Origin of the sequence: Rhizobium sp. 862_C5_N1_2 (assembly GCF_051811205.1) — a bacterium.
In the GTDB taxonomy this organism is placed as follows: Bacteria; Pseudomonadota; Alphaproteobacteria; order Rhizobiales; family Rhizobiaceae; genus Rhizobium; species Rhizobium leguminosarum.
Map to the genome: position 1 here is coordinate 437,614 of NZ_JBPWPT010000003.1, position 24,168 is coordinate 461,781.

The window sequence follows — 24,168 nt, forward strand, 5'->3', positions numbered from 1 at the left end:
CTAAAAATTTGATTTTAAACGTCTTTTTGAGAGAGCTGGATCTGTCGCTTCAGGGCGTCGCTCAGAGCGTGGGCGGCAATCGAGAGTGGCGTCCCGACGGCCCGCGCCAATCCGAATTCCTGGGTAGCGCGTGGCACGAAAGGGCGATGAACCACCGGCAGGTGGCGATAGAGATTCGCATAAAAGCTGCTGATGATCGTGACCCCAAGGCCATGCGCGACGTAGGAACAGGCGGAACTGTTGGTATGCGTCTCGATCTTGACGATCTGCTTGACGCCGGCCCGCCGGAAGGTCTGGTCGAGCGCCATGCGGTTCGGCCGTTGGCGGCCAATCAGAATGAGGGGCACGTCGCGCAAATTCCTGACCGTGATTTCCTCCAGTTTCGCAAGAGGATGATCCTTCGGAACGACGCAGACGCTTTCGCCGGTGGCGACGCGCTCGACCTCGATGCCCGGTCCGCTCTCGCCCTCCATGCGCAGAAAGCCGAAATCGATCACTCTCTGCTCGACGAGCTTATTGATCGCGGTCGTCGTCTCGAAGAAGGTTTCGATCCGCACACCGGGGAAATCGCTGATGTAGTCGGCCAGCATTGCCGGCGCGAAATGCTCCCACATGCTGCTCGGCAGGCCGATGCGGACGATCTCCGGGCCGGCGGCGCCGCTTCTTAAATCCTCCGCGTGGCCCGACATCCGATCGACCGCGAGCAAGATGGTCTCGGCATCGCGGGCAAGAAGCAGGGCCTCGGGGGTGGGGACGAGACGGCCTTTGTCGCGGACGAATAGCGACATCGAAAGGTCCGCCTCAAGTTGCTGCAGGAGGCGGCTGACGCCGGATTGACTGAGACCCATCGTCTTTGCCGTCGCAATCGTCGACCCTGTCGCCAGAAGCGTGCGCAGGACTTCCAGTTGCTTGATATTCATGCGTTTTCGATCCCCCGGGACGGTTCATACACCGTCATCATGCCCAGTCCGAAATGCTTTGAAGGAAGAGGCCGGCTGCCTTGGGCATCGGAAATTTCTCTCCGCTGATCAGCGCGTAAGCAACCGGCAGTTCCGGTTCGAGCGGAATGAACTGCAGCGGCAGCGTCGCGAATTCGCGGGCGATGATCTCGCCGACCAGCGCAATGCCGAGCCCCTGGGCGGCCAGCGCGCAGGCACTCGCCACCGAATGCGCCTCGAGCAAGGGGCGTTGGCGGATGCCGGCCTTGTAGAACAACGCCTCCAGCTCATGGCGAACCGGTCGCTCCCTGTTCAGCATGATCAGATCCTGCCCCTTCAGGTCGCCGACAGACAATAGGCCGCTGCCCGCCTTGGGATGATCATTGTGCAGGGCGCAAATGATCCGCGACGACAGGATCTTCTCCTGTTTCAGTCCCGGGCTCATCAGCGGCAGACGCGCGAAACCGAGATCGGCCTCGCCGTCGGCCACCATCCGTTCAATTGCGAGATAGCTGCCGGATGCGACTTCGACGCGCATCGGACCATTTGCGGCGAGAAAGCTCTTCACCAGCTTCGGAATGCGCGTCGAGGAAAGGCTGGCGGGAAAGGCGAGCCGCAGCATGATCTCGCGCGATCGACCGCTCTCGAGTTCCATCGCCGCCGTTTTCAAGGCGCGTAGCCGGTCGGAAATGGCACGGATTTCCGGGCCGAGCTGCAGCCCCTCGCGGGTCGGTTGAAGCCGGTTCTTTTCCCGGTCGAAAAGCCGGACGCCGAGATAGTCTTCCAGTTGCTGCAACAAGCGGCTGGCGTTCGATTGCGAGATCCCAAGCTCGATGGAAGCGGCGATCGTCGAGCCCGTCGCGGCGATGGCGTCATAGGCCTCGATATGCTTCAGGCTGATCGCCGCACTCGTGTCTCGCGCCATTCTATCTCCAATGTCGATAGCCCTACCCGCAAACCGCATAAGATTGCGGACCTGCGGAAAGTTGAACATTTTCCGCTGAGAACCAAACTCACGGAAAGACTTTCGTCAATGGCCACCATTCTCCGGAAGATCGCGGAACAGGTCCTGTCGCGAACGGCGTTCTCAAACCTCGCCATGGACCGGGCAAGAGATGCAGCGGTGGACACCATCGGCTGCATGATTGCAGGCAGAAGCGATGAAAGCGTTGCCGCGCTCACTCGCGCTTTCGATGAGGAAATCGCCGGAGGCGGCGAAGCGCGGCTCGTCACCGGCGGCTCCGCCTCGCCCTCGCTCGCCGCACTCATCAATGCAACGGCGGCTCATGCGCTCGATTTCGATGACAATTTCCATCCGGCCAGGGCGCATGCTTCCGCGGTGCTGGTGCCGGCGCTGCTGGCGGTTCTGGCGCGCGGCAAGGTGACAAGCGGAAAGCGGTTTCTCGAGGCCTACCTGGCCGGGCTGGAAGCGCAGGCGTCGGTCGGCTTCGGCGTCAATCCCTCTCATTACAACAGAGGCTGGCACGCAACGGCGACGGTCGGCAGCATCGGGGCTGCGGCTGGCGTGGCACGGCTTCTCGGCGCTGACGAAAACGGCTTGGTCGCGGCGATGAGCCTCGCGACGAGCTTCGCCTGCGGCCCGAAAGGGCAATTCGGCACGACCGCCAAACCGCTTCATGCCGGCATTGCCGCGCGCAATGCCGTGGATGCGGCGCGCATGGCGCTTGCGGGCATGAGCGGGCGGCCGGATATCCTCGAGCGGCCGCAAGGCTTCCTCGACCTTTTCGGAGGCGATGATGCCAAGGGCTGGGAAGGCCTGACATTTGACGAAGAGCATATCATCGAAACCCGGGGTGTGGTGACCAAGCGTCATCCCTGCTGCGCCTCGACCCATCGCGCGATCGACGCGCTTCTGGATCTGAAGCAGGAGCATGGGCTTTTGGCGGGCGACATTGCCAGGATCGAGACGAAAGTCGGCATATCCGCTGTCCGCAACCTCGCTTATCCCGACCCCACCGACGAGATGCAGGCCCGCTTCTCAATGCAATATTGCCTGGCGACAGCTTTCCTCAAAGGCGCCCTTAGCCTTTCGGACTTTACACGGCAGGAGATCGGACGGCCGGAAATCCGGGAATTCATGCCGCGCATCGAAATGCGGTCCTATTCGGCTGATGAGGAAAAAGGCGTGGAGCGCCTCCCGCATGTCGTCACGGTCACGATGCGCGACGGGCGCATTTTGAACAAGTCCCGCTTGCATGCGAAGGGATCGCTCGAAGCGCCGATGAGTGTGCATGAACGCGAAGTCAAATTCATGGACTGCTTGCGCTGGGGAAATCGGAATGTGTCCGGCGCCTCTTTCCTGCAGCTTCGCAGGCTTGCCGATTTGGAAAACCTGTCCGGCGACGATCGCTTCTGGAACCTGATCACAGGCCGTCAGTCGCCGTGACAAGCCGCGGGACGGATAGGTGGCGGGGAAGCCTCCCCGCCGCAGCATCGTTCAAGCCACGGCCTTCTCAGGCGAGGTATTTCGTAAACCAGTCGACCGTTCGCTGCCAGGCGAGCTTGGCAGCCGCCTCGTCATAGCGCGGCGTGGAATCATTGTGGAAGCCGTGATTGACGTCAGGATAGATATAGGCCTCGAATGTTTTTCCTGATGACTTCAGCGCAGCTTCATAGGCCGGCCAGCCTTCGTTGATGCCCTTATCCAGCCCGGCATAATGGAGAAGCAACGGCGCCTTGATCTTCGGCACGTCTTCGGCGCGCGGCTGTCGGCCGTAAAAGGGCACGGCGGCGGCAAGTTCCGGATAGGCAACCGCCGCAGCGTTGGCAACGCCGCCGCCATAGCAGAAGCCGGTGATGCCGACCTTGCCGGTGGTGAGATCGCTGTGCATCAAAAATTCGACCGCCGCGAAGAAGTCGTTCATCAGTTTTTCCGGGTCGACCTTCTGCTGGAGTTCCCGCCCCTTTTCATCATTGCCGGGGTAGCCTCCGACCGACGTGAGGCCATCCGGGGCAAGCGCTACGAAACCCGCCTTTGCCACGCGCCGCGCCACATCCTCGATATAGGGGTTCAGGCCCCTGTTCTCGTGAACGACCACCACGGCCGCGACTTTGCCGGTCGCGTTTTTGGGGCGGACGAGATAGGCGCGGACATCTCCATTTCCCTTTGGCGAGGGATAGGTGATGTATTCGGCTGATATATCGGGATCGGTGAACTCGACCTGGGTCGCCAGCGCATAGTCAGGGCTCAGCGATGCAAGAATGGCGGCTGCCGTGACGCCGCCGACGGCGAATTTGCCGGCGCGGTCGAGAAACTCGCGCTTGGTAATTCTGCCGTGCGCGTAATAATCGTAGAGTTCGAGAAGTTCCTGAGGGAAATCCTTGGCTGTCATTCGGGTCATGATGGCTCCTCCTTGCCTCCGGTTCTCGCACCATCCTACACAGGTAAGCTCGCGACTCTTTTCAACATTTCGCGAGTTCCGCGTGAGCTTGCCAGGGCGATCGTTGCCTGCGCCAACAGTCGCTGAATTCGCCGCCTCGGCTTCAAGAGATGCGGACTATTCCCTTTGGCAATCGGCGTCCGGCCGGTCGCAGCCAGCAATCGACCGCCGGCTACCGATCTATGAAAATTAATTTCATACTCGCGCTTTGAGGCCCGTTTTCTATTGACGCCTCCCGATTTTTGTCCCAACTTAAAGAAAATAAATTACTAAATGGGAACTTGATCGGCATGAAAGTGGGAATCATCGGGCTAGGATTCCGGCTCGGCTATCTCGGCTATGTTTTCAAGGCAATTGATAGCAGCTTCGACATCGTAGGCTATGTGGATCCGGAACCTGCCGGACTTCCCGGATTGACGGAAAAGGGAATTTCAGTCGGCAAGGCCTATGGCTCGCCGGAGGAACTCCTCGCTTCCGAAAAGCTCGATCTGCTGATGATCGGCTCTCCCAATCACCTGCATCTCGATCATATCAGGCTCGGACTTCAAGCCGGCCTCAAGGTCTTCTGCGAAAAGCCGATCGTCACGACCATCACCGAAAGCATCGAGCTTGCCCATCTGATGGCAAAATTCGGCCACGAGCGGCTGATGGTCGGTCTCGTCCTGCGCTATTCTCCTCTTTACAAGGATCTGCGCGCCATCCAGGCCGAGGGCAAGCTTGGCCAGATCGTGTCGATCGAGGCCTCCGAACATATCGAGCCTTATCATGGCGCCTTCTTCATGCGCGACTGGCGCCGCTATGAGCGCTATTCCGGCAGCTTCATGCTGGAGAAATGCTGCCACGACCTCGATCTTTACAATGGTGTCGTCGGTGCACGGCCGGAGCGCGTTGCAAGTTTCGGCGGCCGCAAGAGTTTCATTCCGGACAACGACCCGGCGCGCGAGGGTATCAACGACCTCGAGCTTTTCCACCGCAAGCCGAGCGGATGGATGGGATCGGACAAGGTCTTCGACAGCGACGCCGATATCATCGACTATCAGGTCGCGATCGTCGAATATGCCAATGGCGTCGGCATGAACTTCCACACCAATCTGAACGTGCCCGACCAGTTCCGCCGTTTCGCCATCATGGGCTCGCGCGGCATGGCCGAAGGCGATTTCGTTCGTGGCTATCTCGACGTGCACGAACAGCTGACTGGCAACAAGGTGGTCGAAAACAAATATGCCGCCACGGAGCTGTCCCAGCATTACGGCGCCGATGAACAGATGGCGAGCGACCTGCTTGAAAGCGTGCGCACCGGGCTCGAACTTCCTGTTTCGACGCTGAATGCGCTCGAAGCCGGCATCCTCGCCTTGGCGATGGACGAAGCGAGGATGAAGAAAGCGGTCGTCGATCTGCGTCCCATTTGGGACCGCTTCGACGAAGCCCTTCACGCAAGAGCGGCTTGAGGAGGTCGGCAAGATGAGTGTTCAAAGAAGCACGGTCATCTTCGCCTGGATCCTTCTTCTTCCGGCTGTCCTTTATGTTCTCGCGATCGTCGCCTACCCGCTGGTCGATACGTTCATTCTCTCCTTCACCGATGCCTCCCTCAAAAAGACCACCAATTGGGTCGGCTGGATCAATTACGAAAAGATCTTCGATGCGCGGTTTGCGGAGGTCATCTTCCGTACCTTCATCTGGACGTTCTTCTCGGTCGCCTTGAAAATGGTGATCGGCACCTTCGGTGCGACCATGCTGAATGCCGCGGTGCCCGGCCGCTCATTGTTCCGGCTTTTGACCATGCCGCCATGGATCGTGCCGATGGCGATCGGCATCTTCATGTGGGGCTGGATGTATAATGGCCAGTTCGGGATGATATCGGGCATGTTGCAGCGCTTCGGTCTCGTCGACGGCCCAGTCGCCTTCCTCGCCTATGGAAGCACGGCCTTCTGGGCCACGATCATCACCGACGTGTGGATCGGCGTGCCGCTGGTGACGATCTACTTCCTGGCGGCGATCCAATCGATTCCGAAGGATCTCTACGAGGCCGCCTGGACCGACGGCGCCGGTCGTTGGTATCGCTTCCGCCGCATCACGCTGCCGCTGATGGTTCCGGCGATCATCACCATGTCGATGCTCTCGCTGATCGCCACCTTCAACTCCTTCGACATCATCTGGATTCTGACTCAGGGCGGACCGAGCGGCGAGACGACGACGATGATCATCGATACCTATCAGACCGCGATCGGCTCGAAGAAATACGGTGAAGGTGCAGCGCGCGCCGTTTTGATCTGCATCTTCCTGTCGCTCTTCTGCTTCGCCTATTTCCGCGTTACCCGCCGCCTCAATCCGGAGAAGCGCGCATGAGCAATGCAGCCATGATCGACCGTTATCGCTGGTGGGAAATCATTCTGATTTATTGCGGCATCGCGGTGTTTCTTTTCTTCGTGCTGTCGCCCTTCGTCGAAGGTTTCCTGGTTTCACTGAAGCCGCTCAGCCAGCTCTTCTCGTCGCCCTACCGCTTCTGGCCGGAGAACGGCTCGTTCGAAGCCTATCGGACGATGTGGATCAGCGTGCCGGGTTTCGGTCGCTATATCTTCAATTCTTTCTTCATCTCGATCATCGTCACGCTGATCGTGCTTTGCCTCGTCATTCCGGCGGCCTATGCCTTCGCGAAGTTCGAATTCAAGGGCATGGGGATCCTGCTCGGCGCATTCCTGACGGTGAACATGTTCTCCGGCGCCGTGCTGTTGATCCCGCTCTTCCGGCTGATGCGCAGCATGGGTGTGCTCAACACCTATCTCGCGATGATCGTGCCGGGCGTCGCCTTCCTGATCCCTTCGGCGATCTGGCTGCTGCGCACCTACATGATCCGTATTCCGCAGGAACTCAACGAAGCCGCCTATATGGATGGCGCCAGCCATTTCTACACGCTTCGCCGTGTCATCCTGCCCATCGCGATGCCGGGGATTATCGTCGTCGCCATAACCACCTTCATCGGCGCTTACGCCCAGCAATTCATCTTCGCGCTGACGTTCAACTCGAAGACCGAATACATGCCCTTGCCGGTGGGGCTCTTTGCTTACTTCGGCAAGCAGGAGGTCATCTGGAACGAACTGATGGCGGCCTCCTTCGTCGGTATCGCGCCGGCGATGGTCGTCATTTTCTTCCTTCAGCGCTACCTTGTCGGCGGGCTGACCGCCGGTGCGGTGAAACAATAAGACCAAAAAACGAGTGAACAGCTAACACAAGAATGGGAGTCACGACGTGAGCATTACCATCAAGACAGGCCTTATGGGGCTCGCTTTGCTCGGTTCGACGGCACTGACCACAGTCACTGTCCAGGCGGCCGACAAGGAAATCAGCTGGATCTATTGCGGCGACACGATCGACCCGGTCCACACCAAATACATCAAGCAGTGGGAAGAAAAGAACACAGGCTGGAAGATCGCCCCCGAGGTCGTCGGATGGGCGCAGTGCCAGGACAAGGCAACGACGCTTGCCGCTGCAGGCACGCCGGTGGCGATGGCCTATGTCGGTTCGCGCACGCTGAAGGAGTTCGCGCAGAACGACCTCATCGTTCCGGTGCCGATGACGGACGACGAGAAGAAGACCTACTATCCGCACATCGTCGACACGGTCACCTTCGAGGGCTCGCAGTGGGGCGTTCCGATCGCCTTCTCTACCAAGGCGCTCTATTGGAACAAGGACCTCTTCAAGCAGGCCGGCCTCGATCCCGAGACGCCTCCCAAGACCTGGGCTGAAGAAATCGAGATGGCAAAGACCATCAAGGAAAAGACCGGCATTCCGGGCTTCGGTCTCTCCGCCAAGACCTTCGACAACACGATGCACCAGTTCATGCATTGGGTTTACACCAACAACGGTGCGGTGATCGATGCCGACGGCAAGGTCACGCTCGACAGCCCTGAGATTCTTGCTGCGCTGAAGGCATACAAGGATATCGTTCCCTACTCCGAAGAAGGCCCGACGGCCTACGAGCAGAACGAAGTCCGCGCCATCTTCCTCGACGGCAAGGTCGCGATGATCCAGGCAGGCTCGGGTGCGGCCGACCGTCTGAAGAAAACGAAGATCAGCTGGGGCATCACGACACTGCCGCTCGGTCCCGACGCCAAGGGCCCCGGCACGCTGCTGATCACCGACAGCCTGGCGATCTTCAAGGGTTCAGGGGTCGAGGACAAGGCGACGGAATTTGCCAAGTTCATCACCTCGCCCGATGTGCAGTCCGAATACGAACTGCAGGGCGGCGCCGGCCTCACTCCCCTGCGTCCGTCCGCAAAGGTCGACGAGTTCGTCGCCAAGGATCCTTACTGGAAGCCCTTGATCGACGGCATCAGCTATGGTGGTCCCGAGCCGCTCTTCACCGACTATAAGGGCTTCCAGAACTCGATGATCGAGATGATCCAGTCCGTGGTGACGGGTAAGGCCGAGCCGGAAGCGGCGCTCAAGAAGGCTGCTGGCGAAGTCGAGGCGTTCAAGTAAGCTTTTGGGCACCTTGGGATCGCGGACGGCAACAGCCCGCGATCCCTCCCCTACAGCGCCGCGCGTCTTTTCGAGAGCCGCAAGGGAACGCTGTAACACTTTGAATTGCTGCATATTTTATCTCTAAATCGAATCCGATTTAAGGAATTTGCAGGAACGATGATCGAATGTGCGACGAAGGCCGCCGGTGGAGACAGATTTTTGGGACAGCTCTTTCTCAACAAAGTTCAGAAGTTCTATGGCGACTACGAAGTTCTGAAGGGCGTGCAGCTCGATGTGAAGAACGGCGAGTTCGTCGTCTTCGTCGGCCCGTCAGGCTGCGGCAAGTCCACCCTGCTGCGCATGATCGCCGGTCTCGACGCGACGAGCGCGGGCGACATCGTCATCGATGGTATCAGGGTCAATGACCTGCCGCCGGTCAAGCGCGGCATCGCCATGGTGTTCCAGTCCTACGCGCTCTACCCGCACATGACAGTCTTCGAGAACATCGCCTTTCCGCTTCGCGTCGAAAAGATGGAGGAGGAAAAGCTCAAGGCCAAGGTGGAAAATGCAGCGCGCATCCTTCACCTCGAACAACGGCTGCAGCAGAAACCCGGCATGCTGTCCGGTGGCCAGCGCCAACGCGTGGCGATCGGCCGCGCCATCGTGCGCGAACCGAAGATATTCCTGTTCGACGAGCCGCTCTCCAACCTCGACGCAGCACTTCGCGCCGACATGCGCATCGAGCTTGCCAAGCTGCACAGGCAGTTGAAGGCGACGATGATCTATGTGACGCACGACCAGGTCGAGGCGATGACCATGGCCGACCGTATCGTCGTGCTAGATTCCGGCGATATCTCCCAGACGGGGGCGCCGCTGGAGCTCTATCACAAGCCCAGAAATCAGTTTGTCGCCGGCTTCATCGGCAATCCGAAAATGAATTTTCTGCCCGTAACCTGCAAAAGCGTCACCGCCAATGGTGTCGAGGTGGATTATCAAGGCCAGACAGCCGTTCTGCCCGTGACGCCGCGCGACGGCATTGTCGGCAAGGCTTTGACGCTCGGCATCCGGCCGGAGCATATCCAGCTCGGCGGCGGCGATATCGTCTTTACCGTGACGCCGACGGTCATCGAGCGCCTCGGGGCCAATACGGTCGCTTACGCCTCGCTCAACGGCGAGGCCGAGAATTTCTGCGCCATGCTGCCCGGCAGCGTCGGCATCCGCGCGGACGCGCCGGTTGCGACCGGCATCAATGCCGTCGATTGCCACCTGTTCGACGAGGCGGGCGTGGCCTTCGAGCGGCGCGTGGAGCTCACCGAAATCGATATGAACGTGATCAATCCAACGGCGGCCTGAACCGACTGGTTCTGTGTCGGCGGTTCGTCCTGCAGGGTCGAGTCCAGCGGCGATGAGGCGCTAGGCAATTACGGCTGCCGGCCGGCACATATTACCCAGCCGGGGTAACTTGACGAACCCCTATGTTCAGACCTTCCCCGGGGCGAGCTTCCCGACCCGCGCTACTCGCCTATGCTGGAAAGCAATTCGTCGAGCTGCTCCAACTGCTCCGGCAATGCGGCCGCCGAGCCCTGTAGTGCTTCCTCAAGCGCCTCCTTGGACGGATAGACCTCGTGGAACTTCAGTAGTGTCCTTCCGCCTTGGTCCTCGAAGGTCACGGTCGTGATCGCGCCCTCTTCGCCCTCGTCGTTGGTCCAGACGATGCGCTCGTTCGGCACCACCTCGAGATACTTGCCAAAGAAGGCCATGGTGTCCGAACCGCCGGAGCCGAATTCCAGCCGATAATTGCCGCCGGTACGGACGTCCATATCGCACGATACGAGCGAAACGCCGGATGCCGATTTTGGCACCCACCAGCGTTGGAACAGCTCGGGCTGGCTCCACGCCCTGTAAACCGTGCTCGGCGGCGCATTGAATGTCCGCGTTACGACAAGTTCGCGATCCCCTCGGCGCTCGACTGACGTCCGGTTCTGCGCACCACCTGCAATGTTAACTTGAGTCATCGCTTCCCTCCCGTTTCATTTCGCTGATGATTTCGTCCAATGCTTCGAAGCGGGCTTCGAAGAGCTTGCGATGCGCCTCGATCCACTCGGCCTCCGCCTTGAGGCCGCGTTTCCCGAGCTTGCAGGTTCTCACCCGTCCGACCTTCTGTGTGACGACGAGCCCCGCCCGCTCGAGAACCTGGACGTGCTTTTTCATGCCGGTCAGCGTCATCTGGAACTTATCCGCGAGACTGGTGATCGACGCGTCCCCTCGCCCAAGCTGATCGATGATCCCGCGGCGGGTCGCATCGGACAGCGCCGCAAACGAGAGATCGAGGGGAGGACTTAGATACTGAACCATCTAGTTCAGTATCTACCCTACTCGCGCAGGAAGCGCAAGCGTCCCGAACTTTCCATGCCGTGTACCGGTCATCCGAGGTTATGCACCGCGGCGGCAGCAGCAATAAATCGTCTGCTGCGGGTCAAGAGCGGACCTTCGAGCCGCCTGCTCTCCGAAAGCAGGCTGCCGGCTAACGGCCCCAAAGCGGACACTCGCCCGAAGAGTCTATGTCCGCCATTGGCGCAACGAAGTCATCCGCCGCGCGCACGTGTTCTGATACTCGTTGCTGATACCGATACCTTCGGCGATCAGGGCCACTTCACCCTCAACCGGAACCAACCCCTACCAGACGAAGCCACGGGCGGCGACCTCTTCGACGCGGGTGACGATGCCGCCCCGGTGGAAGACCATCGTATCGAACAGGTTGGAAACCACGCAGGTGTGGTTCGGGATGATGAAGAGCTTCTCGCCGATCTGTGGTCGGGGGCCGGCGCAGTTCGAAAGGTCGATGACGCCATGCTCTTCCGAGAGGCTGCTGATCCGCGCTTGGGGATAACCGACGATCAATCCGTAATCGCTAAAACCTTGAAGATCCGATGTCAGCGCCTTCGAGCCGGCATCGATGACGGCGCGGTCGGCGTTTGGCCGCGACACGACGGTTGCCAGCACATGCATCGCGCAATCGTCCTCGGTGCAATGGCCCATGCGCACCATCTGGCGATCGTTGTAGATATAGGTGCCGGCGCGGTGTTCCGTGGCCGAGGTGACGAGATGCGCCTCGAAGAGGCTCGGCGTTCCGCCATTGCTGACGATCGGGCAGTCAATGCCTTCCGATGTCAGCTGTCGCAGCGTTTCGGCAATGAAGGCTTCCACGGCGGCCGCCGATTGCGGCTTCGGGTAGGTCACGATGCCGCCAAACTCCAGACCGTCGGCCGCGGCAATCCGCTTGGCGAGCGAGGCCGCTTCTCCTGATGTCTGCACGCCGCAGCGGCCGCCGCCCGTATCGCATTCGACCAGGACTGTAAGCGGCTTGTGGCCGGAGAAATGCGCTGCGAGCCCATCGACGGTCACTTCGCTGTCGGCGACGACCTTGAGGGCGGAAATTCTCTCGTTCAACTTGGCCAGGCGTTCGAGTTTCTGTGGTCCGAGGATGTTGAAGGTGATGAGGATGTCCTCGAAGCCGGCTGCGGCAAAGACTTCGGCTTCCGTCACCTTCTGGCAATTGATGCCCTTGGCGCCGGCGGCAACCTGCGCGACGGCCAGGGCCGGGATCTTGTGGGTCTTGATATGCGGGCGAAAATTCAGCCCGTGCTGATCCATATAGGATTGAACGCGGCTTATGTTCGCAGCCAGCCGGTCTTCGTCGATAACGGGACGCGGCGTCGAGAGATCGGCGATGCGGTCTCCTGCCTTGGCGACGACGGCAAACCTGGCATCAGGCATCTAGGCGGCTCCGCGTTCTGTTCCATGTGGATCGGCGACGATCGGCCATATGGTCTTCGGTGCCCGCTGGTACGGCGTCGTCGCCGGATTATTGGGATAGGGCGTTCCGGCAGAGCAGTAAAGGATTTCCGCCGCAATCTTCGAGAAGGAGGCGAAGAAGTGGTTGGTGGATTTGATCACCAGGATCTTCTGCCTGGCGGGATCGATACCCATCACCGAAAACAGGCTCGGGTCGAAGCTTTGGGCGCGAGTCGAATTGAGGATGATGTCGATGCCGTCAAGCACGATATGGGCGGCATCGCCGAAAGGTGCGAGGCTCTCGCCGAACTGCATCTCGGCATTGTTCACCAGCTTGACGACCTTCACGGTGCCGTCGATGGGATTGCCCGTGCCGGGCGCCGACTTGGCGCCGAAGCGCAGCGGAATTTCTGCCCCCTCGCCCGCTGCAAAACAAATCTGGACGGCCACTGGATCCCAGATGGTGCCGATCGCAGCACTGGTGACGCCGCGGGCCATGAGCTCCCCGAGAATGACAGTCGCATCGCCTGCCGTGCCGCCGCCCGGATTATCCCAGACGTCGGTAATGACAACAGGCCATGCGGTGGCGGTCATCGCGCGTGAGACGGCTTCCTTCTCGTCGATCTGCGGGACCATGAAGGTGCCGCGCTTCGAAAACAGCTCGAGGCCGAGTTCGCGTGCCAAAGCCGCGCCCTTTTCCGGCTTATTGTCAGTCACGACAAGCAGCTTCGTTCCCATTTCAGGAACGTCGCCCACCATGAAGCCGTGGACCACCGAGATCGACAGGACGTCCGGATCATCCTTCTCGATCCGCATGATCTTGTCGACGAAGGAGCGCATGGGCTCGCGCGATGTCGGGAAGACGTCGATCATCTTGCAGTCGAACACCGACATAACAGGCTTGATCCGGCCTTCGAGCGTTTCGACCGCGATGCGCCAGAGGTCCTCGGCGCGGTCGACGAAGTCGGTATGCGGAAACTCCTTGAAATAGACCGCGAAATTAAGTGCGGCGACGCGTTTTGCCGTGAGATGGCTGTGCGGATCGAGTTCGGCGCAGATGAGCACATCAGGCCCGACGATCTGGCGGATGCGCGAGAGAAGATCGCCTTCCGTATCCTCGTATCCGGCCGCCACCATGGCGCCGTGCAGGCCCATGACAACCGCGTCGACAGGCATTGCCGCGCGGAGTTGACCGAGAATTTCGTCACGCAATTCCTCGTAGGTCGTCCGGTTGACGAGGCCTGCGGGGTCGGCCCAGGTGGCGGTTCCCTCAATCAGCTCCCAACCCTTTTCAGCAGTGACGCGCCTTCCGACGGTGATCGGCGCGGTGCAGAGTGTCGGTGTTTCGGGATGTTGGCCGGGCGGGGCATAAAGCGACGCTTCGAATGCGCGACGATCGACGCAGATCGGGGAAAAAGTGTTGGTCTCGGTCGCCAGTGCTGCCGTGAAAATGCGCAAGAAAGTGGCCTTCGTGTTGTCGGCCCCGCTTCAACCCATCGGGTTCGGCAGGTAGCCGGTGAAACCTGAGATTTTCCAGCGTCCTTGGTGAAGCCTGCAATAATAGAGCGTCTGCCATTGCATGACATCTCGGGTGCCGTCAGGCTTGGAAATTCCGCCGTCGAATTTCTTGCGGACGAGCGCCGTGTCGCCTTCGATTTCGATATCTTCCAGCGTCGTCGTGGTGAAGATCGCCGTGCGCGCATCTTCCGCGAAACTCTGTTGGGCGAAATCCTGCGCCTGCCTCAGCCATTCCTGGCGATAGGCGGACAGCGTCGGAAATGCGAGGCGCCACTTGTCGGGGCTGACTTCCTTTCGGCCATCGATGCCGATGAAGCCCTCTTCCACGAAATCACCAGCCACCATCGACCAATCGGCGGCGAGAAAGGCATCGATATCGCGCGGAACGAGCATTTCCCAGATGGCATGCCGGGCACTGTCGGAGGGGAAAGGGTTCTTGAAAGGATCGCGCATATCTGCCCCGGATTGAAATTCTTTTCATAAATCGCGTTTTTCACTGGTCAAATTCTGCTTTCTATGGTCATTTGTCAACTTATCAAGAAAATAATTTGCAAGGACTTCAGCATGCCTATCAAGCGCTATGGCACTGTTCAAACGGGCGCCGGCGGCAAGGCGCTGCCTTTCGCGCGTGCGGTTGAAGCCGACGGATGGCTGTATGTTTCCGGGCAGGTTGCGATGGAAGATGGCGAAATCATCGACGGCAACATCGTTGCCCAGACCCACAAGACGATTGCCAATGTTCTGGCGATCCTCGATGAGGCCGGATACGGCGTCGAGGACGTCGTGCGCGTCGGCGTCTGGCTCGACGATCCGCGCGACTTCTGGACCTTCAATAAGATCTATCAGGAGTATTTCGGCGAACATCCGCCGGCGCGCGCCTGTGTGCAATCGTCGATGATGGTTGATTGCAAGGTTGAGATCGACTGCGTGGCCTATAAGAAGAAGGGTAAATAGAGAACCATTGGGGGGACGGGCTTGGATATCTTTTCAACGCTGCAGGAAGACAAGAGCAGGCTCTCTCCCTCCGAGAGCCGCATCGCGGAGATCATCGTCAACGATTTCGAGTTTGCCGTGAACGCCTCGATCATCGAGCTTGCGGAACGGGCCGAGGTTTCGCCGCCGACCGTCACCCGCTTTTGCCGGCGGCTCGGTTGCGAGAGCTTTTCCGACTTCAAGGTGCAGCTCGCCCGGACCGCCCATATCGGCGTTCGCTATCTGAAACCGGAATCGAAAAGCACCGATCCGGCCGATGTCGCCCAGGACATCATCACCAAGGCCCAGAACGCGCTCTTTCTCCTGCATCGCTCGCTCGATCTTGCGGCGATCGAAGCCGCCGTCTCGCATATCGCCAAGGCCGATATGATCTATGCGTTCGGGTCGGGCGGCAATTCGTCGATGATCGCCGACGAGCTCCAGAACCGGCTCTTCCGTCTCGGGCTTCGCATCACGGCAAGTTCCGACCATAGCATGCAGCTGATGATGGCTGCTGCGGCTCGGCCGGGCGATGTCGTGATCGGCTCGTCCTTCTCGGGACGCAATACCGAGCTGGTGCGCGCCTTCGAGCTTGCCCGCCAGGCCAAGGTGAAGACGATCGCCCTGACACAGACGGCAAGCCCGGTTGCCAAGGCTGCCGAAATCGTCGTGCCGATCGACCTTCCCGAGGGCAATAACATCTATCGCCCGACCTCGACGCGTATCGCCTACATCGCGACGGTCGATATCCTGTCGAGCCTCGTCGCCTACGCCGTTCAGCCCAAGGCGACGACCACGCTTCGGCGTATCAAGCAGCAGCTTGTCATTCACCGTGACGGCGACGACCGGCAATTGCTTGGAGATTGAGGTTCATGAACGGGAGCGACAGAAAATGACGCAGTCGATTGCCATCGTTACGGGCGCTGCCGGCGATATCGGCGCGGCGATCGCCGCACGGCTCGCCGATGACCACGACGTCGTTTTTCTCGCCGACATCGATGCTGCGGCTGGGGCTGCCGTGGCGTCGAGGCTCGGGCCGGACAATCGCTTCGTCGCCGTCGGATGCGATGTGACCAGCGAGACGAGCATTGCCGAATTGGCAAGGCGCGCTGCGGAGGCCGGTGTGGTTCGAACCCTCGTCAACAATGCCGGTGCCGCCCGCGCGACCAGCCTGCACGAGACGACGCCTGAGATCTGGCGGGCGGACAATGCGCTTAATCTCGAGGCGGCATTTTTGTGTTTCCGCGCATTCGAGCCCATGCTGAAGGCCTCGAAGGGTTCCGTCGTCAATATCGCCTCGGTCAACGGCCTGCATGTCTTCGGACACCCGGCCTATAGCGTCGCCAAGGCCGGCCTTCTGCATTTCACCCGGCTGGTCGCCGTGGAATACGGCAAGTTCGGCATCCGGTCCAACGCCGTCGCACCCGGCACGGTGAAGACGCAGGCCTGGGAAGCACGCGCGGCAGCCAATCCGAATGTTTTCGAGGAAGCACGCCGCTGGTATCCGCTGCAGCGCGTCGTCGATCCGAAAGATGTTGCCAATGCCGTAGGCTTCCTTGCCGGTCCCCAGGCCGCAGCGATCACCGGCGTCTGCCTGCCTGTCGATTGCGGCCTCACGGCCGGCCAGGCCGAACTCGCGCGAACCTTCTCGCAATCGGAACATTACTGAAACCTAGAGCGGTTCAATTTTTCATGGAAGCGCAGAACCGCTCTAACTTTTTGTTTTTACGCAATTCCGGACGAAAAACCGCTTCGCACTTTTCCTGGAATTGCTCTAGAGGAAGACGAGAGGAGCAGGTTGTGAAGCCGGCTTACTTCTGATCGATGACCGCATGAGCCGACTTTTTCCCGACGTCTTCCGCAATCCGGCGATCCGCGCCAGCATGATCGCCATTTTCACCTTCGGAATGGCGGGGGCGATGACCGCACCTTACCGTTCGGTCGTAGGTATCCGCGAATTGGGCTTGAGCGACGGTCTCTATTCGTTCCTGAGTTTCGTCTCGGCGGCGGTGAACGTCGTCATCAGCATTCTGCTCGGCAATCTCGCCGACCGGCTTGGCGAGTACCGGTCGACGATGATCGGCGCCGGCCTCTTCGGCATCGTCGGCTACGGCATGGTCTACGCTTTTCCCACAGCGGCTGTCTTCGTCATCAGCGGGTTGCTGCCCCTGCCGATCTACGGGGCGCTGAACTCGCTGCTGTTTGCCAATGCGCGCGCGGCGATGCACGGCATGAACCGAAGCGACATGGTGACGGCCAACTCGGGCGTGCGCGCCATGATCTCGCTGTCCTGGGTGCTGATCCCAGGGATAACCGGCCTGCTGCTGTCTGGCGCATCGAGCATGCTGCCGGCCTACCTCTTTGCCAGCATCTCATGCCTGCTCTGCCAGGGCATCATCGTCTTCGCCTTGCCGAAGCGCGCGGGAACGGAGATGGCGGCGGCTCATCATCTCAGCTATCTCGGCGCGCTTCGCCAAGTGGTTTCTCCGCGCATCTCGGCGCATATTTGCGGGGTGGCGCTCATCACCAGCACGCTGCATCTCAATGACGCCCTTCTGCCATTGATTGCCACTGGTGCTGCACATGGCAGGCTGAGTGACGTCGGCATTCTCGTTGGCATCGTCGCATTGCTGGAAGTCGTCTTCATCATCGTCTGGTCGCGAATCGCGCGGAAGGCCGGCCAGATGACGGCGCTTGCTGCCGGTACCATCATCTATGCCGTGTTCCTCAGCCTACTCGGCTTTGCCTCCGAACCGTGGCACCTCTATGCGCTCACCTTGCTTGCGGGCATGGGAGCGTCGGCGATCATCAGCATTCCGATCACTTATCTGCAGGATCTGATCGCCGACCGGCCGGGGCTCGGCAGCGCACTGATCTCCGTCAATATCTTTGCCAGCGCCGGGATCGGCGCGCTGGTCTTCGCCGCCGGCACCTATGTGACAGGCTATTCGGGAACCGCGATCCTGAGCGCCGTCACCGGATTGGCGGGGATAGCGATCATCGGCCTCCTGCATAGAGGCAAAGCCCGCTAAAGCGCGTCACGATCTTTCAGATTCGCTTGTCGCGCTTGGGGTCTTTGTTTTTACGCATGTCGTTGTCGCAAAACCGCTGCACAGTTTTGCGCGACATGCTTAGTCCAGGGACGTGACGAAGAATGTGGCTTTCATCGGTGTTCGTCTTGTGACAAGGGTGACGCACCATTTCTTTGAAGGCGACATGAAGGCAATTTCCGGCACGAATCTCGAGCAGGCCAAGTCTCACAACCGGCGTGTGGTGATCGAGGCTGTCCGCACGAACGGTCCCTTGTCGCGCGCAGCGATCGCCCGGATGACGGCGCTGACGGCCCAGACCGTGTCGAATATCGTCGAGGAACTGGAGAGATCGCACCTTCTCGTCCCGTCCGAGGCGCAGAAGCTGGCGCGCGGCCAGCCGATCATTCCCTACACCATCAATCCGCGCGGCGCCTATTCGATCGGCCTCGAACTTGGCCGCCAGCGCGCCAGCGGGGTCCTGACGGATCTCTCCGGCGCGGTTTGCGCCCGCATCGAGCGCCATGTCGAACATCCAGATCCGCAACGTGCCATGCCGGCTCTTCAGTCCATCGTCGAGGATCTTCAGCAGGCCTTCGTTTTCGATCGGAACCGGCTGCTCGGCGTCGGGATGGCCCTGCCCGGCCGCTATGCCGATGGCGGCACCACCTCTCTCAGCCCGCTGAACCTGCCCGGCTGGCAGGGTTTTCCAGTCGGGCATGAGCTGGAACAGCGGGTTAAGGTGCCGGTGCTCGTCGAAAACGATGCGACGGCAGCAGCGATCGGCGAGCGTCTTCATGGCGTCGCCCGCGGTTTGGGCAGCTTCGTCTATCTCTTCCTCGCCGGCGGAGGTGGCATCGGCGCCGGAATGTTCCTCGATGGCCACCTCTACAAGGGCAGCCGCAACAATGCCGGTGAGATCGGGCACATCATCGTCGAACCGCAAGGCAAGCTCTGCAGCTGCGGTAAGCGCGGCTGTCTGGATCGCTACATCTCGTTGACGGTGGCCTACGAATTCATGGGCATTGCCAACGCCGAGGAGCTTTCGCCCGATGATCTCGATGCGCTGATCGCCAAGGGCGGCGAAGGTCTCGACGCCTGGCTGGATCAGGCCGTCCAGCCGCTGCGGCAGACCGTCGACTTTCTGGAACTGGCCTTCGATCCGCAGACCATCGTGCTTGGAGGCAGCATTTCGACATCGCTGATGCTTCGGCTTGCCGAGCGGCTGGAGCCGCTGCACACCCCGATCGACCCCAACCAGAAGCGGACATTGCCCCGCGTCATGATCGGCATGACCGGCAAGGATACGGCGATCCTCGGCGCCGCCGCCCTGCCGATCTTTTCCGAAACCAATCCGCGCTTCGACGTTCTTCAAAAGCCGCTCGGCTAGAGCAATTCCAGCAAAAGTGCGTAGCGGTTTTGCGTCCGGAATTGCTTGAAAACAAAGAGATAGAGCATTTCCGTGATTCGGAGAAAAACGGAAAGGCTCTAGTACACCTCGTCACGGGAGATTGCCGAGGCCGGCCCCTCATCCGCCTGCCGGCAGCCTTGCATCTGCCTGCACCGGGCGGCGGGCTAGAGGTCGCGCAAAGATGACCACGTTCCCGAGAAGCGTCAGCGCCAGACCGATCAGGCCCAGGCCGCTCCAGTGGTAGCCCTCGAAAACCGTCGACAACGACAGGGCGACGATCGGGAACAGGACGGTGGCATAGGCAGCGCGTGAGGAGCCGATGCGGGACACCAGCATGAGGTAGGTGGTGAAGCCGATCACTGATCCGATCGCCGCGAGATAGAGCAGTGCGGCAAGATAGGTGATGTTAGGCGGCGCCATGATCGGCGTTTGCGTCACGGCAATCAGGAAGAGGAGGACGATCGCGCCATAGGTCATGCCCCAGGCATTGGCGGTCAGCGGTGAGATTCCGGCCGCGCTGTTTCGACGCGACGCCATATTGCCCAGCGAGAAGAACAGCGTGCCAAGCGCTGCGAGCCCGATCCCTTGCAACGTGCCCATATCGAAATCGACGACAACGTCCTGTCCGAAAAGCAGGAGGAGGCCGATTGCTCCGAGCGCGGCTGCGAGAAGCGTGCGGCCTGTAATGCGGTCGCCGAAGAAGAGGCGCGCATTGACGGCATTGTAGATCGTTGCGAGTGAGAAGATCACGGAGATCAGCCCGGACGGGATAGAGGCGGCGGCGTTGTAGAAACAAATGAAATTGAGGCTGAACAGGCAGAGCGCCTGCGCAAGGATGAAAGGTTGATCGCGCAAGGCAGGGAGCTTGAGCCGCCGCATGACAGCCAGGATGGCGACGAGGATCACTGCTGCGACCGCAAATCTGTAAAAGACCGAGACCAAGACCGGCACGGGACCGACCTGCATCGCAATGGCGATCCAGGTCGTCCCCCATATGAGCACGGTCGCGATGAAGAGAGCGGCATTTGCCATGAAGTGATCCTCGTTTTCCCGACCAATAGGCGAACCGTGAGAAGGCCTCTTGCAGATTCTTGCTATCAAATCGATTTGCCCGGACTTCCGGCTCGCCATGCGGGTCGTCCGCCGGTATTGTTCGCGCGGCATGGTCAGGTGTGGGGAAGAATTGGTGAAATATAGTCACCCCTCGGTTTTCGGGTTTTTGTCAGCATCTCCCACTGCGCGGATGTCACAGTCCATCGATTTGGGGTTCGGGCGATCAGCTGCCATCTGGAGCAATGCACACGACAGGATGAGCTATCAGCGGCCGAACGGTCATACGTTCAGTCTTTATCTCAAAGGCGGCGCCGGAACGCGTCGTCTAGATGGCAGCCCCGCCGCGCGCGGCCGTCCGGGAGTGCTGTGCATCATGCCACAGGAGCACTCGTCCGAATGGGAAATCACCGACTTCTCCCAATTCGTCCATCTGTATGTTCCCGACGACCAGATGCGGCGGATGTTTGCGGAGACGTTTGACCGCGATGCTCGGCTCATGGCTCTTCCCGAAGTGACCTTCGCAGATGCACCCGCCTTAGCGCGCACGCTTTGGCAGATGACGCAAGCGATGGTGGCGGGCGGTCATCTGCAGGCTGAAGAAGCGATGGCACAGACGATCAACGATTTCTTCGTCGATCCTCGTTATGGAGGGATGCGTCCCTGCGCGATCAGCGGCGGGCTCGCTCCTCATGTGCGGCGCCGGAGTCTGGAGTATATCGAGGCCCATCTCGGTGAGACAATCCGATTGCAGGATCTGGCGGCGATCGGGCAGCTCAGCGCCTTTCATTTTCAGCGGATGTTCCGGGCAAGTTATGGTGTGTCCCCGCATGGCTGGGTCGCTCACCGGCGGGTCGAGCGCGCCAAATCGATGTTGTCAGGCATGGACCCGATCGCGCAGATCGCTTCGGCCTGCGGCTTCAGCAGCCAGAGCCACATGACACGGGCATTCAAGTTGGGCACAGGCGTCACACCCTCTGCCTATCGGCAACGACAGTGAAGAGCCCCTTCGCTCGACCGCCCTTCTCTTTTCCGAAACCAATCCGCGCTTCGACGTCCTGCAAAAGCCGCTCGGCTAAACCGAGGGCTCTTCGGCCTTCCCGGGTCTACTTCACCGCGATGACGACCTTGCCCTTAACGCGGCCTGTCTCCACATAGTCCAGCGCCTCGTTGGTCTTCTCGAATTGGAAGGCCCGGTCGATGACGGGGCGGATGGCGCCCGCCTCGATCAGCGAGGTGATCTTGCCGAGCTGCGCGCCGTTTGCCGTCATGAAGAGGAAGGAATAGCCGATCCCCCGGCGTTTCGATTTCCGCCGGATGCTTAAACTCAAGAAGCGCATGACCTGCCGCAGCAGCCAGCCGAAGCCGTTTTCCCTGGCGAAATCGGGATCGGGCGGCCTGATATCGAGATCAGCTTGCCGCCGGGCTTCAGGACGGCGAGCGATTTCTCCAGCGTATCCTTGCCGAGGCTGTTCAGCACGACGTCATAGCCCTTCAGCACCTTGTCGAAGTCGTCCTTCTTGTAATCGACCACCACGTCGGCGCCGAGGCTTTTCACCAGATCGATATTTGCCGTGCTCACGGTCGTCGCCACGTGGGCGCCGAGATGTTTGGCAAGCTGGATCGCTTTAGTGCCGACGCCGCCGGAGCCCGCATGGATCAGCACCCTCTGCCCCTTCTGCAGTTTGGCGCGTTCGACCAGCGCCTGCCATGCGGTCAGCGCCACAAGTGGAATGGATGCGGCTTCTTCCATGCTGAGATTGGCAGGTTTCAACGCGACATCGCCAGCGTCGATGGCGATATACTCGGCGAAGGTGCCGATGCGATCCTGGCCGGGACGCGCATAGACCGCGTCGCCGGGTTTGAACTGCCGGACATTGGCGCCCACCCGGACCACGACACCAGCGACATCATTGCCGAGCACCAATGGAAGCCGGTAAGGCAGGATCAGCTTGAACTCTCCGTCCCGGATCTTGCCATCCAGTGGGTTCACGCTGGCGGCATGGATCTCGACCATGACGTCATTCTCGCGCAGCTGCGGTTCAGGGCTCTGGCCGAGCCTGAGGGCGCCGCCCTTCTTGTAGCGATCGATCAGGAATGCTTTCATGGGACGAACTTTCGTTTCTGTGGTGTGCCGGAAATGCGGTAAGGCAGGCTCAACCGGGAAGTTTGTTGAATTTCCGGAGGCTCTTGTCGACGAAGGACTCTGGCAGGAAGCGACGGATGAAGCGGACCTGTCCTGCCGCCTTTCCGGCAGTATAGCGTCTCTTGGGCGATGGCGCATTGGCGGCCCTGACGACGGTTGCGGCGACCACCTCGGGCGCATCTCCTTTTGAGACGATCTCGCGCATCAGCTTCTCCGCATCGGCGCGCACCGCATCATAGACGGCAAGCGGCCGGTCGGGGCGCGTGATGTTCTCCTCGAACGAGGTGCGGGTGACACCCGGTTCGACGAGCACGACGCGGATGCCCTGTGTGCGCACTTCATGGTCGAGGGATTCCGAATAACCTTCGATCGCGTGTTTGGTCGCTGCGTAGAGTGCGTTGAAGGGCGCCGGGATCAGCCCAAGGATCGAGCTCAGGTTGATGATCCGGCCGCTACGCTGCCGCCGCATCACCGGCAGTACTGCATTGGTCATGCGCATCGTGCCGAAGACGTTGACGTCGAATACGGCTTTTGCCTGTGCCGTCGTCGATTCCTCGGCGCCGCCCAGCAGGCCGATCCCGGCATTGTTGACCAGAAGATCGATCCGTCCCGTGCGCTTCAGAATCTCGTCGACGACGCTCTGCACGGATTGATCGTCGATGACGTCGCAGACCAGCATGGTGATGCCGTCGGCGGTGTCGGCCATCGGCTTTCGGCTGGTGCCGAACACCCGGTAACCGTCGCGCCGCAGCGCCTTCGCCGTCACCAGCCCGATGCCGGAGGAAGCCCCGGTGACCAGGGCAATGCCGCGTTCTCTCTTGCTCATTGAAGTCTGCCTTCGTTTTTGCCGTGGAATATCTATGCGCATTCTGTTACTATCAAATCGATAGCAAGTCACTACTAAAAAGATATCGACATGAAGAATCTTTCGAAACAGCCCTGCCTGATCGCCCGCAGCCTGGCGCTCGTCGGCGATGCGTGGAGCATGCTGATCATGCGCGACGCCCATGCGGGGCTGACCCGCTTCGATGAATTTCGCAAAAGCCTCGGCATCGTCCCGACAATGCTGACGGGGCGGCTGTCATCGCTGACCGAGGAAGGATTGCTGGAAAAGCGTCGCTATTCCGAGCGTCCGCCGCGCGACGAATATGTGCTGACGGAAGCCGGCCGCGACTTTCTGCCGGTGCTGTTTGCAATCGGCGCCTGGGGCCGCAAGTACCGCGGCGGCGGCGACGTCACCCGTTTCTTCGACGCCGAGACTGGTACGGAAATCGATCCCGTCACCATCGACCGCGCGACCGGCGCGCCGATTGGAACACGTCCTATTCGTATCGCCGCACCCGAATGCGATCTGCCTGCGGCAGATGAAGCGGCACCTGACAACTCGCCTTGAAGCCAGCGTAGTATCCCCCGCCATCACCGCCTCCGGCGATGGCAAGGGTGATCC

At 60.4% G+C, this 24,168-nt stretch carries 23 protein-coding genes and 1 pseudogene; 13 read left to right on the forward strand and 11 right to left on the reverse strand.

Going from position 1 to position 24,168, the window contains the following annotated elements:
* Nucleotides 1–14: 14 nt before the first annotated feature.
* Nucleotides 15–920, reverse strand: coding sequence for a LysR family transcriptional regulator (locus ACD590_RS32030; RefSeq protein ID WP_310805532.1), 906 nt, complete (start codon nt 918–920; stop codon nt 15–17).
* A gap of 37 nt (nt 921–957) precedes the next feature.
* Nucleotides 958–1,932 (reverse strand): LysR family transcriptional regulator, encoded by a 975-nt coding sequence (locus tag ACD590_RS32035; RefSeq protein WP_439004168.1) that lies wholly within the window; start codon nt 1,930–1,932, stop codon nt 958–960.
* 39 nt (nt 1,933–1,971) lie between these two features.
* Here ACD590_RS32035 and ACD590_RS32040 point away from each other — a divergent pair, with 39 nt between their 5' ends.
* Nucleotides 1,972–3,345: an MmgE/PrpD family protein gene (locus ACD590_RS32040; protein WP_439004169.1), complete on the forward strand. Its 1,374-nt coding sequence runs from the start codon at nt 1,972–1,974 to the stop codon at nt 3,343–3,345.
* 67 nt (nt 3,346–3,412) lie between these two features.
* On the opposite strand, the gene yghX is transcribed toward ACD590_RS32040, so the two are convergent.
* The gene (gene yghX / locus ACD590_RS32045; RefSeq protein ID WP_047617997.1) at nt 3,413–4,300 is read right to left on the reverse strand and encodes a YghX family hydrolase; all 888 of its coding nucleotides are present in this window, start codon (nt 4,298–4,300) and stop codon (nt 3,413–3,415) included.
* Nucleotides 4,301–4,629: 329 nt separating this feature from the next.
* Here yghX and ACD590_RS32050 point away from each other — a divergent pair, with 329 nt between their 5' ends.
* From ACD590_RS32050 to ACD590_RS32070, 5 genes are all read left to right on the forward strand, one after another.
* Nucleotides 4,630–5,787: a Gfo/Idh/MocA family protein gene (locus tag ACD590_RS32050; RefSeq protein WP_130748320.1), complete on the forward strand. Its 1,158-nt coding sequence runs from the start codon at nt 4,630–4,632 to the stop codon at nt 5,785–5,787.
* 13 nt (nt 5,788–5,800) lie between these two features.
* On the forward strand, nt 5,801–6,685 hold the full coding sequence (locus tag ACD590_RS32055; protein WP_018448633.1) for a carbohydrate ABC transporter permease: 885 nt from the start codon (nt 5,801–5,803) through the stop codon (nt 6,683–6,685).
* Nucleotides 6,682–7,539 carry a carbohydrate ABC transporter permease gene (locus ACD590_RS32060; RefSeq protein WP_018246088.1) on the forward strand — a complete coding sequence of 286 codons (858 nt, stop codon included), beginning with the start codon at nt 6,682–6,684 and terminating at the stop codon, nt 7,537–7,539. Before ACD590_RS32055 ends, ACD590_RS32060 begins: the two co-directional genes overlap by 4 nt.
* A gap of 73 nt (nt 7,540–7,612) precedes the next feature.
* Nucleotides 7,613–8,818 carry an ABC transporter substrate-binding protein gene (locus ACD590_RS32065; RefSeq protein ID WP_018246089.1) on the forward strand — a complete coding sequence of 402 codons (1,206 nt, stop codon included), beginning with the start codon at nt 7,613–7,615 and terminating at the stop codon, nt 8,816–8,818.
* A 201-nt stretch (nt 8,819–9,019) separates the two neighbouring features.
* Nucleotides 9,020–10,153 (forward strand): ABC transporter ATP-binding protein, encoded by a 1,134-nt coding sequence (locus ACD590_RS32070; protein ID WP_439004170.1) that lies wholly within the window; start codon nt 9,020–9,022, stop codon nt 10,151–10,153.
* 161 nt (nt 10,154–10,314) lie between these two features.
* On the opposite strand, the gene ACD590_RS32075 is transcribed toward ACD590_RS32070, so the two are convergent.
* From ACD590_RS32075 to ACD590_RS32095, 5 genes are all read right to left on the reverse strand, one after another.
* Complete coding sequence (locus ACD590_RS32075; protein WP_439004171.1) at nt 10,315–10,815, reverse strand: SRPBCC family protein; 501 nt, start codon at nt 10,813–10,815, stop codon at nt 10,315–10,317.
* The gene (locus ACD590_RS32080) at nt 10,802–11,155 is read right to left on the reverse strand and encodes an ArsR/SmtB family transcription factor (protein ID WP_018448637.1); all 354 of its coding nucleotides are present in this window, start codon (nt 11,153–11,155) and stop codon (nt 10,802–10,804) included. Before ACD590_RS32080 ends, ACD590_RS32075 begins: the two co-directional genes overlap by 14 nt.
* A gap of 321 nt (nt 11,156–11,476) precedes the next feature.
* On the reverse strand, nt 11,477–12,577 hold the full coding sequence (locus ACD590_RS32085) for a D-TA family PLP-dependent enzyme (RefSeq protein WP_439004172.1): 1,101 nt from the start codon (nt 12,575–12,577) through the stop codon (nt 11,477–11,479).
* The gene (locus ACD590_RS32090; RefSeq protein WP_439004173.1) at nt 12,578–14,053 is read right to left on the reverse strand and encodes a M81 family metallopeptidase; all 1,476 of its coding nucleotides are present in this window, start codon (nt 14,051–14,053) and stop codon (nt 12,578–12,580) included. It abuts the gene before it with no gap.
* Between the two features lie 30 nt (nt 14,054–14,083).
* Nucleotides 14,084–14,566, reverse strand: coding sequence for a hypothetical protein (locus ACD590_RS32095; RefSeq protein WP_018246095.1), 483 nt, complete (start codon nt 14,564–14,566; stop codon nt 14,084–14,086).
* 111 nt (nt 14,567–14,677) lie between these two features.
* Between ACD590_RS32095 and ACD590_RS32100 the strand changes: the two genes are divergently transcribed.
* The 5 genes from ACD590_RS32100 to ACD590_RS32120 all read left to right on the forward strand — a co-directional run bounded on the left by ACD590_RS32100 (nt 14,678) and on the right by ACD590_RS32120 (nt 19,504).
* Nucleotides 14,678–15,067 (forward strand): RidA family protein, encoded by a 390-nt coding sequence (locus tag ACD590_RS32100; protein WP_018448641.1) that lies wholly within the window; start codon nt 14,678–14,680, stop codon nt 15,065–15,067.
* A gap of 21 nt (nt 15,068–15,088) precedes the next feature.
* Nucleotides 15,089–15,952 (forward strand): MurR/RpiR family transcriptional regulator, encoded by an 864-nt coding sequence (locus tag ACD590_RS32105; RefSeq protein ID WP_018246097.1) that lies wholly within the window; start codon nt 15,089–15,091, stop codon nt 15,950–15,952.
* Between the two features lie 25 nt (nt 15,953–15,977).
* Nucleotides 15,978–16,754, forward strand: coding sequence for an SDR family oxidoreductase (locus ACD590_RS32110; protein ID WP_439004174.1), 777 nt, complete (start codon nt 15,978–15,980; stop codon nt 16,752–16,754).
* Between the two features lie 163 nt (nt 16,755–16,917).
* On the forward strand, nt 16,918–18,117 hold the full coding sequence (locus ACD590_RS32115; RefSeq protein ID WP_439004175.1) for an MFS transporter: 1,200 nt from the start codon (nt 16,918–16,920) through the stop codon (nt 18,115–18,117).
* A gap of 184 nt (nt 18,118–18,301) precedes the next feature.
* On the forward strand, nt 18,302–19,504 hold the full coding sequence (locus tag ACD590_RS32120; protein WP_018246100.1) for an ROK family transcriptional regulator: 1,203 nt from the start codon (nt 18,302–18,304) through the stop codon (nt 19,502–19,504).
* Between the two features lie 138 nt (nt 19,505–19,642).
* Here ACD590_RS32120 and ACD590_RS32125 read toward each other — a convergent pair whose 3' ends face one another.
* Nucleotides 19,643–20,557 carry a DMT family transporter gene (locus ACD590_RS32125; protein WP_439004176.1) on the reverse strand — a complete coding sequence of 305 codons (915 nt, stop codon included), beginning with the start codon at nt 20,555–20,557 and terminating at the stop codon, nt 19,643–19,645.
* 277 nt (nt 20,558–20,834) lie between these two features.
* On the opposite strand from ACD590_RS32125, the gene ACD590_RS32130 reads away from it, so the two are divergent.
* Nucleotides 20,835–21,575 carry a helix-turn-helix domain-containing protein gene (locus ACD590_RS32130; RefSeq protein ID WP_028732565.1) on the forward strand — a complete coding sequence of 247 codons (741 nt, stop codon included), beginning with the start codon at nt 20,835–20,837 and terminating at the stop codon, nt 21,573–21,575.
* 106 nt (nt 21,576–21,681) lie between these two features.
* Here the strand turns inward: ACD590_RS32130 and ACD590_RS32135 are convergent.
* Nucleotides 21,682–22,682 (reverse strand): annotated as a pseudogene (locus ACD590_RS32135) (NADP-dependent oxidoreductase).
* A gap of 49 nt (nt 22,683–22,731) precedes the next feature.
* Nucleotides 22,732–23,547 (reverse strand): oxidoreductase, encoded by an 816-nt coding sequence (locus ACD590_RS32140; protein WP_113543209.1) that lies wholly within the window; start codon nt 23,545–23,547, stop codon nt 22,732–22,734.
* Nucleotides 23,548–23,637: 90 nt separating this feature from the next.
* On the opposite strand from ACD590_RS32140, the gene ACD590_RS32145 reads away from it, so the two are divergent.
* Nucleotides 23,638–24,114 carry a winged helix-turn-helix transcriptional regulator gene (locus ACD590_RS32145; RefSeq protein WP_018448648.1) on the forward strand — a complete coding sequence of 159 codons (477 nt, stop codon included), beginning with the start codon at nt 23,638–23,640 and terminating at the stop codon, nt 24,112–24,114.
* Nucleotides 24,115–24,168: the final 54 nt, after the last annotated feature.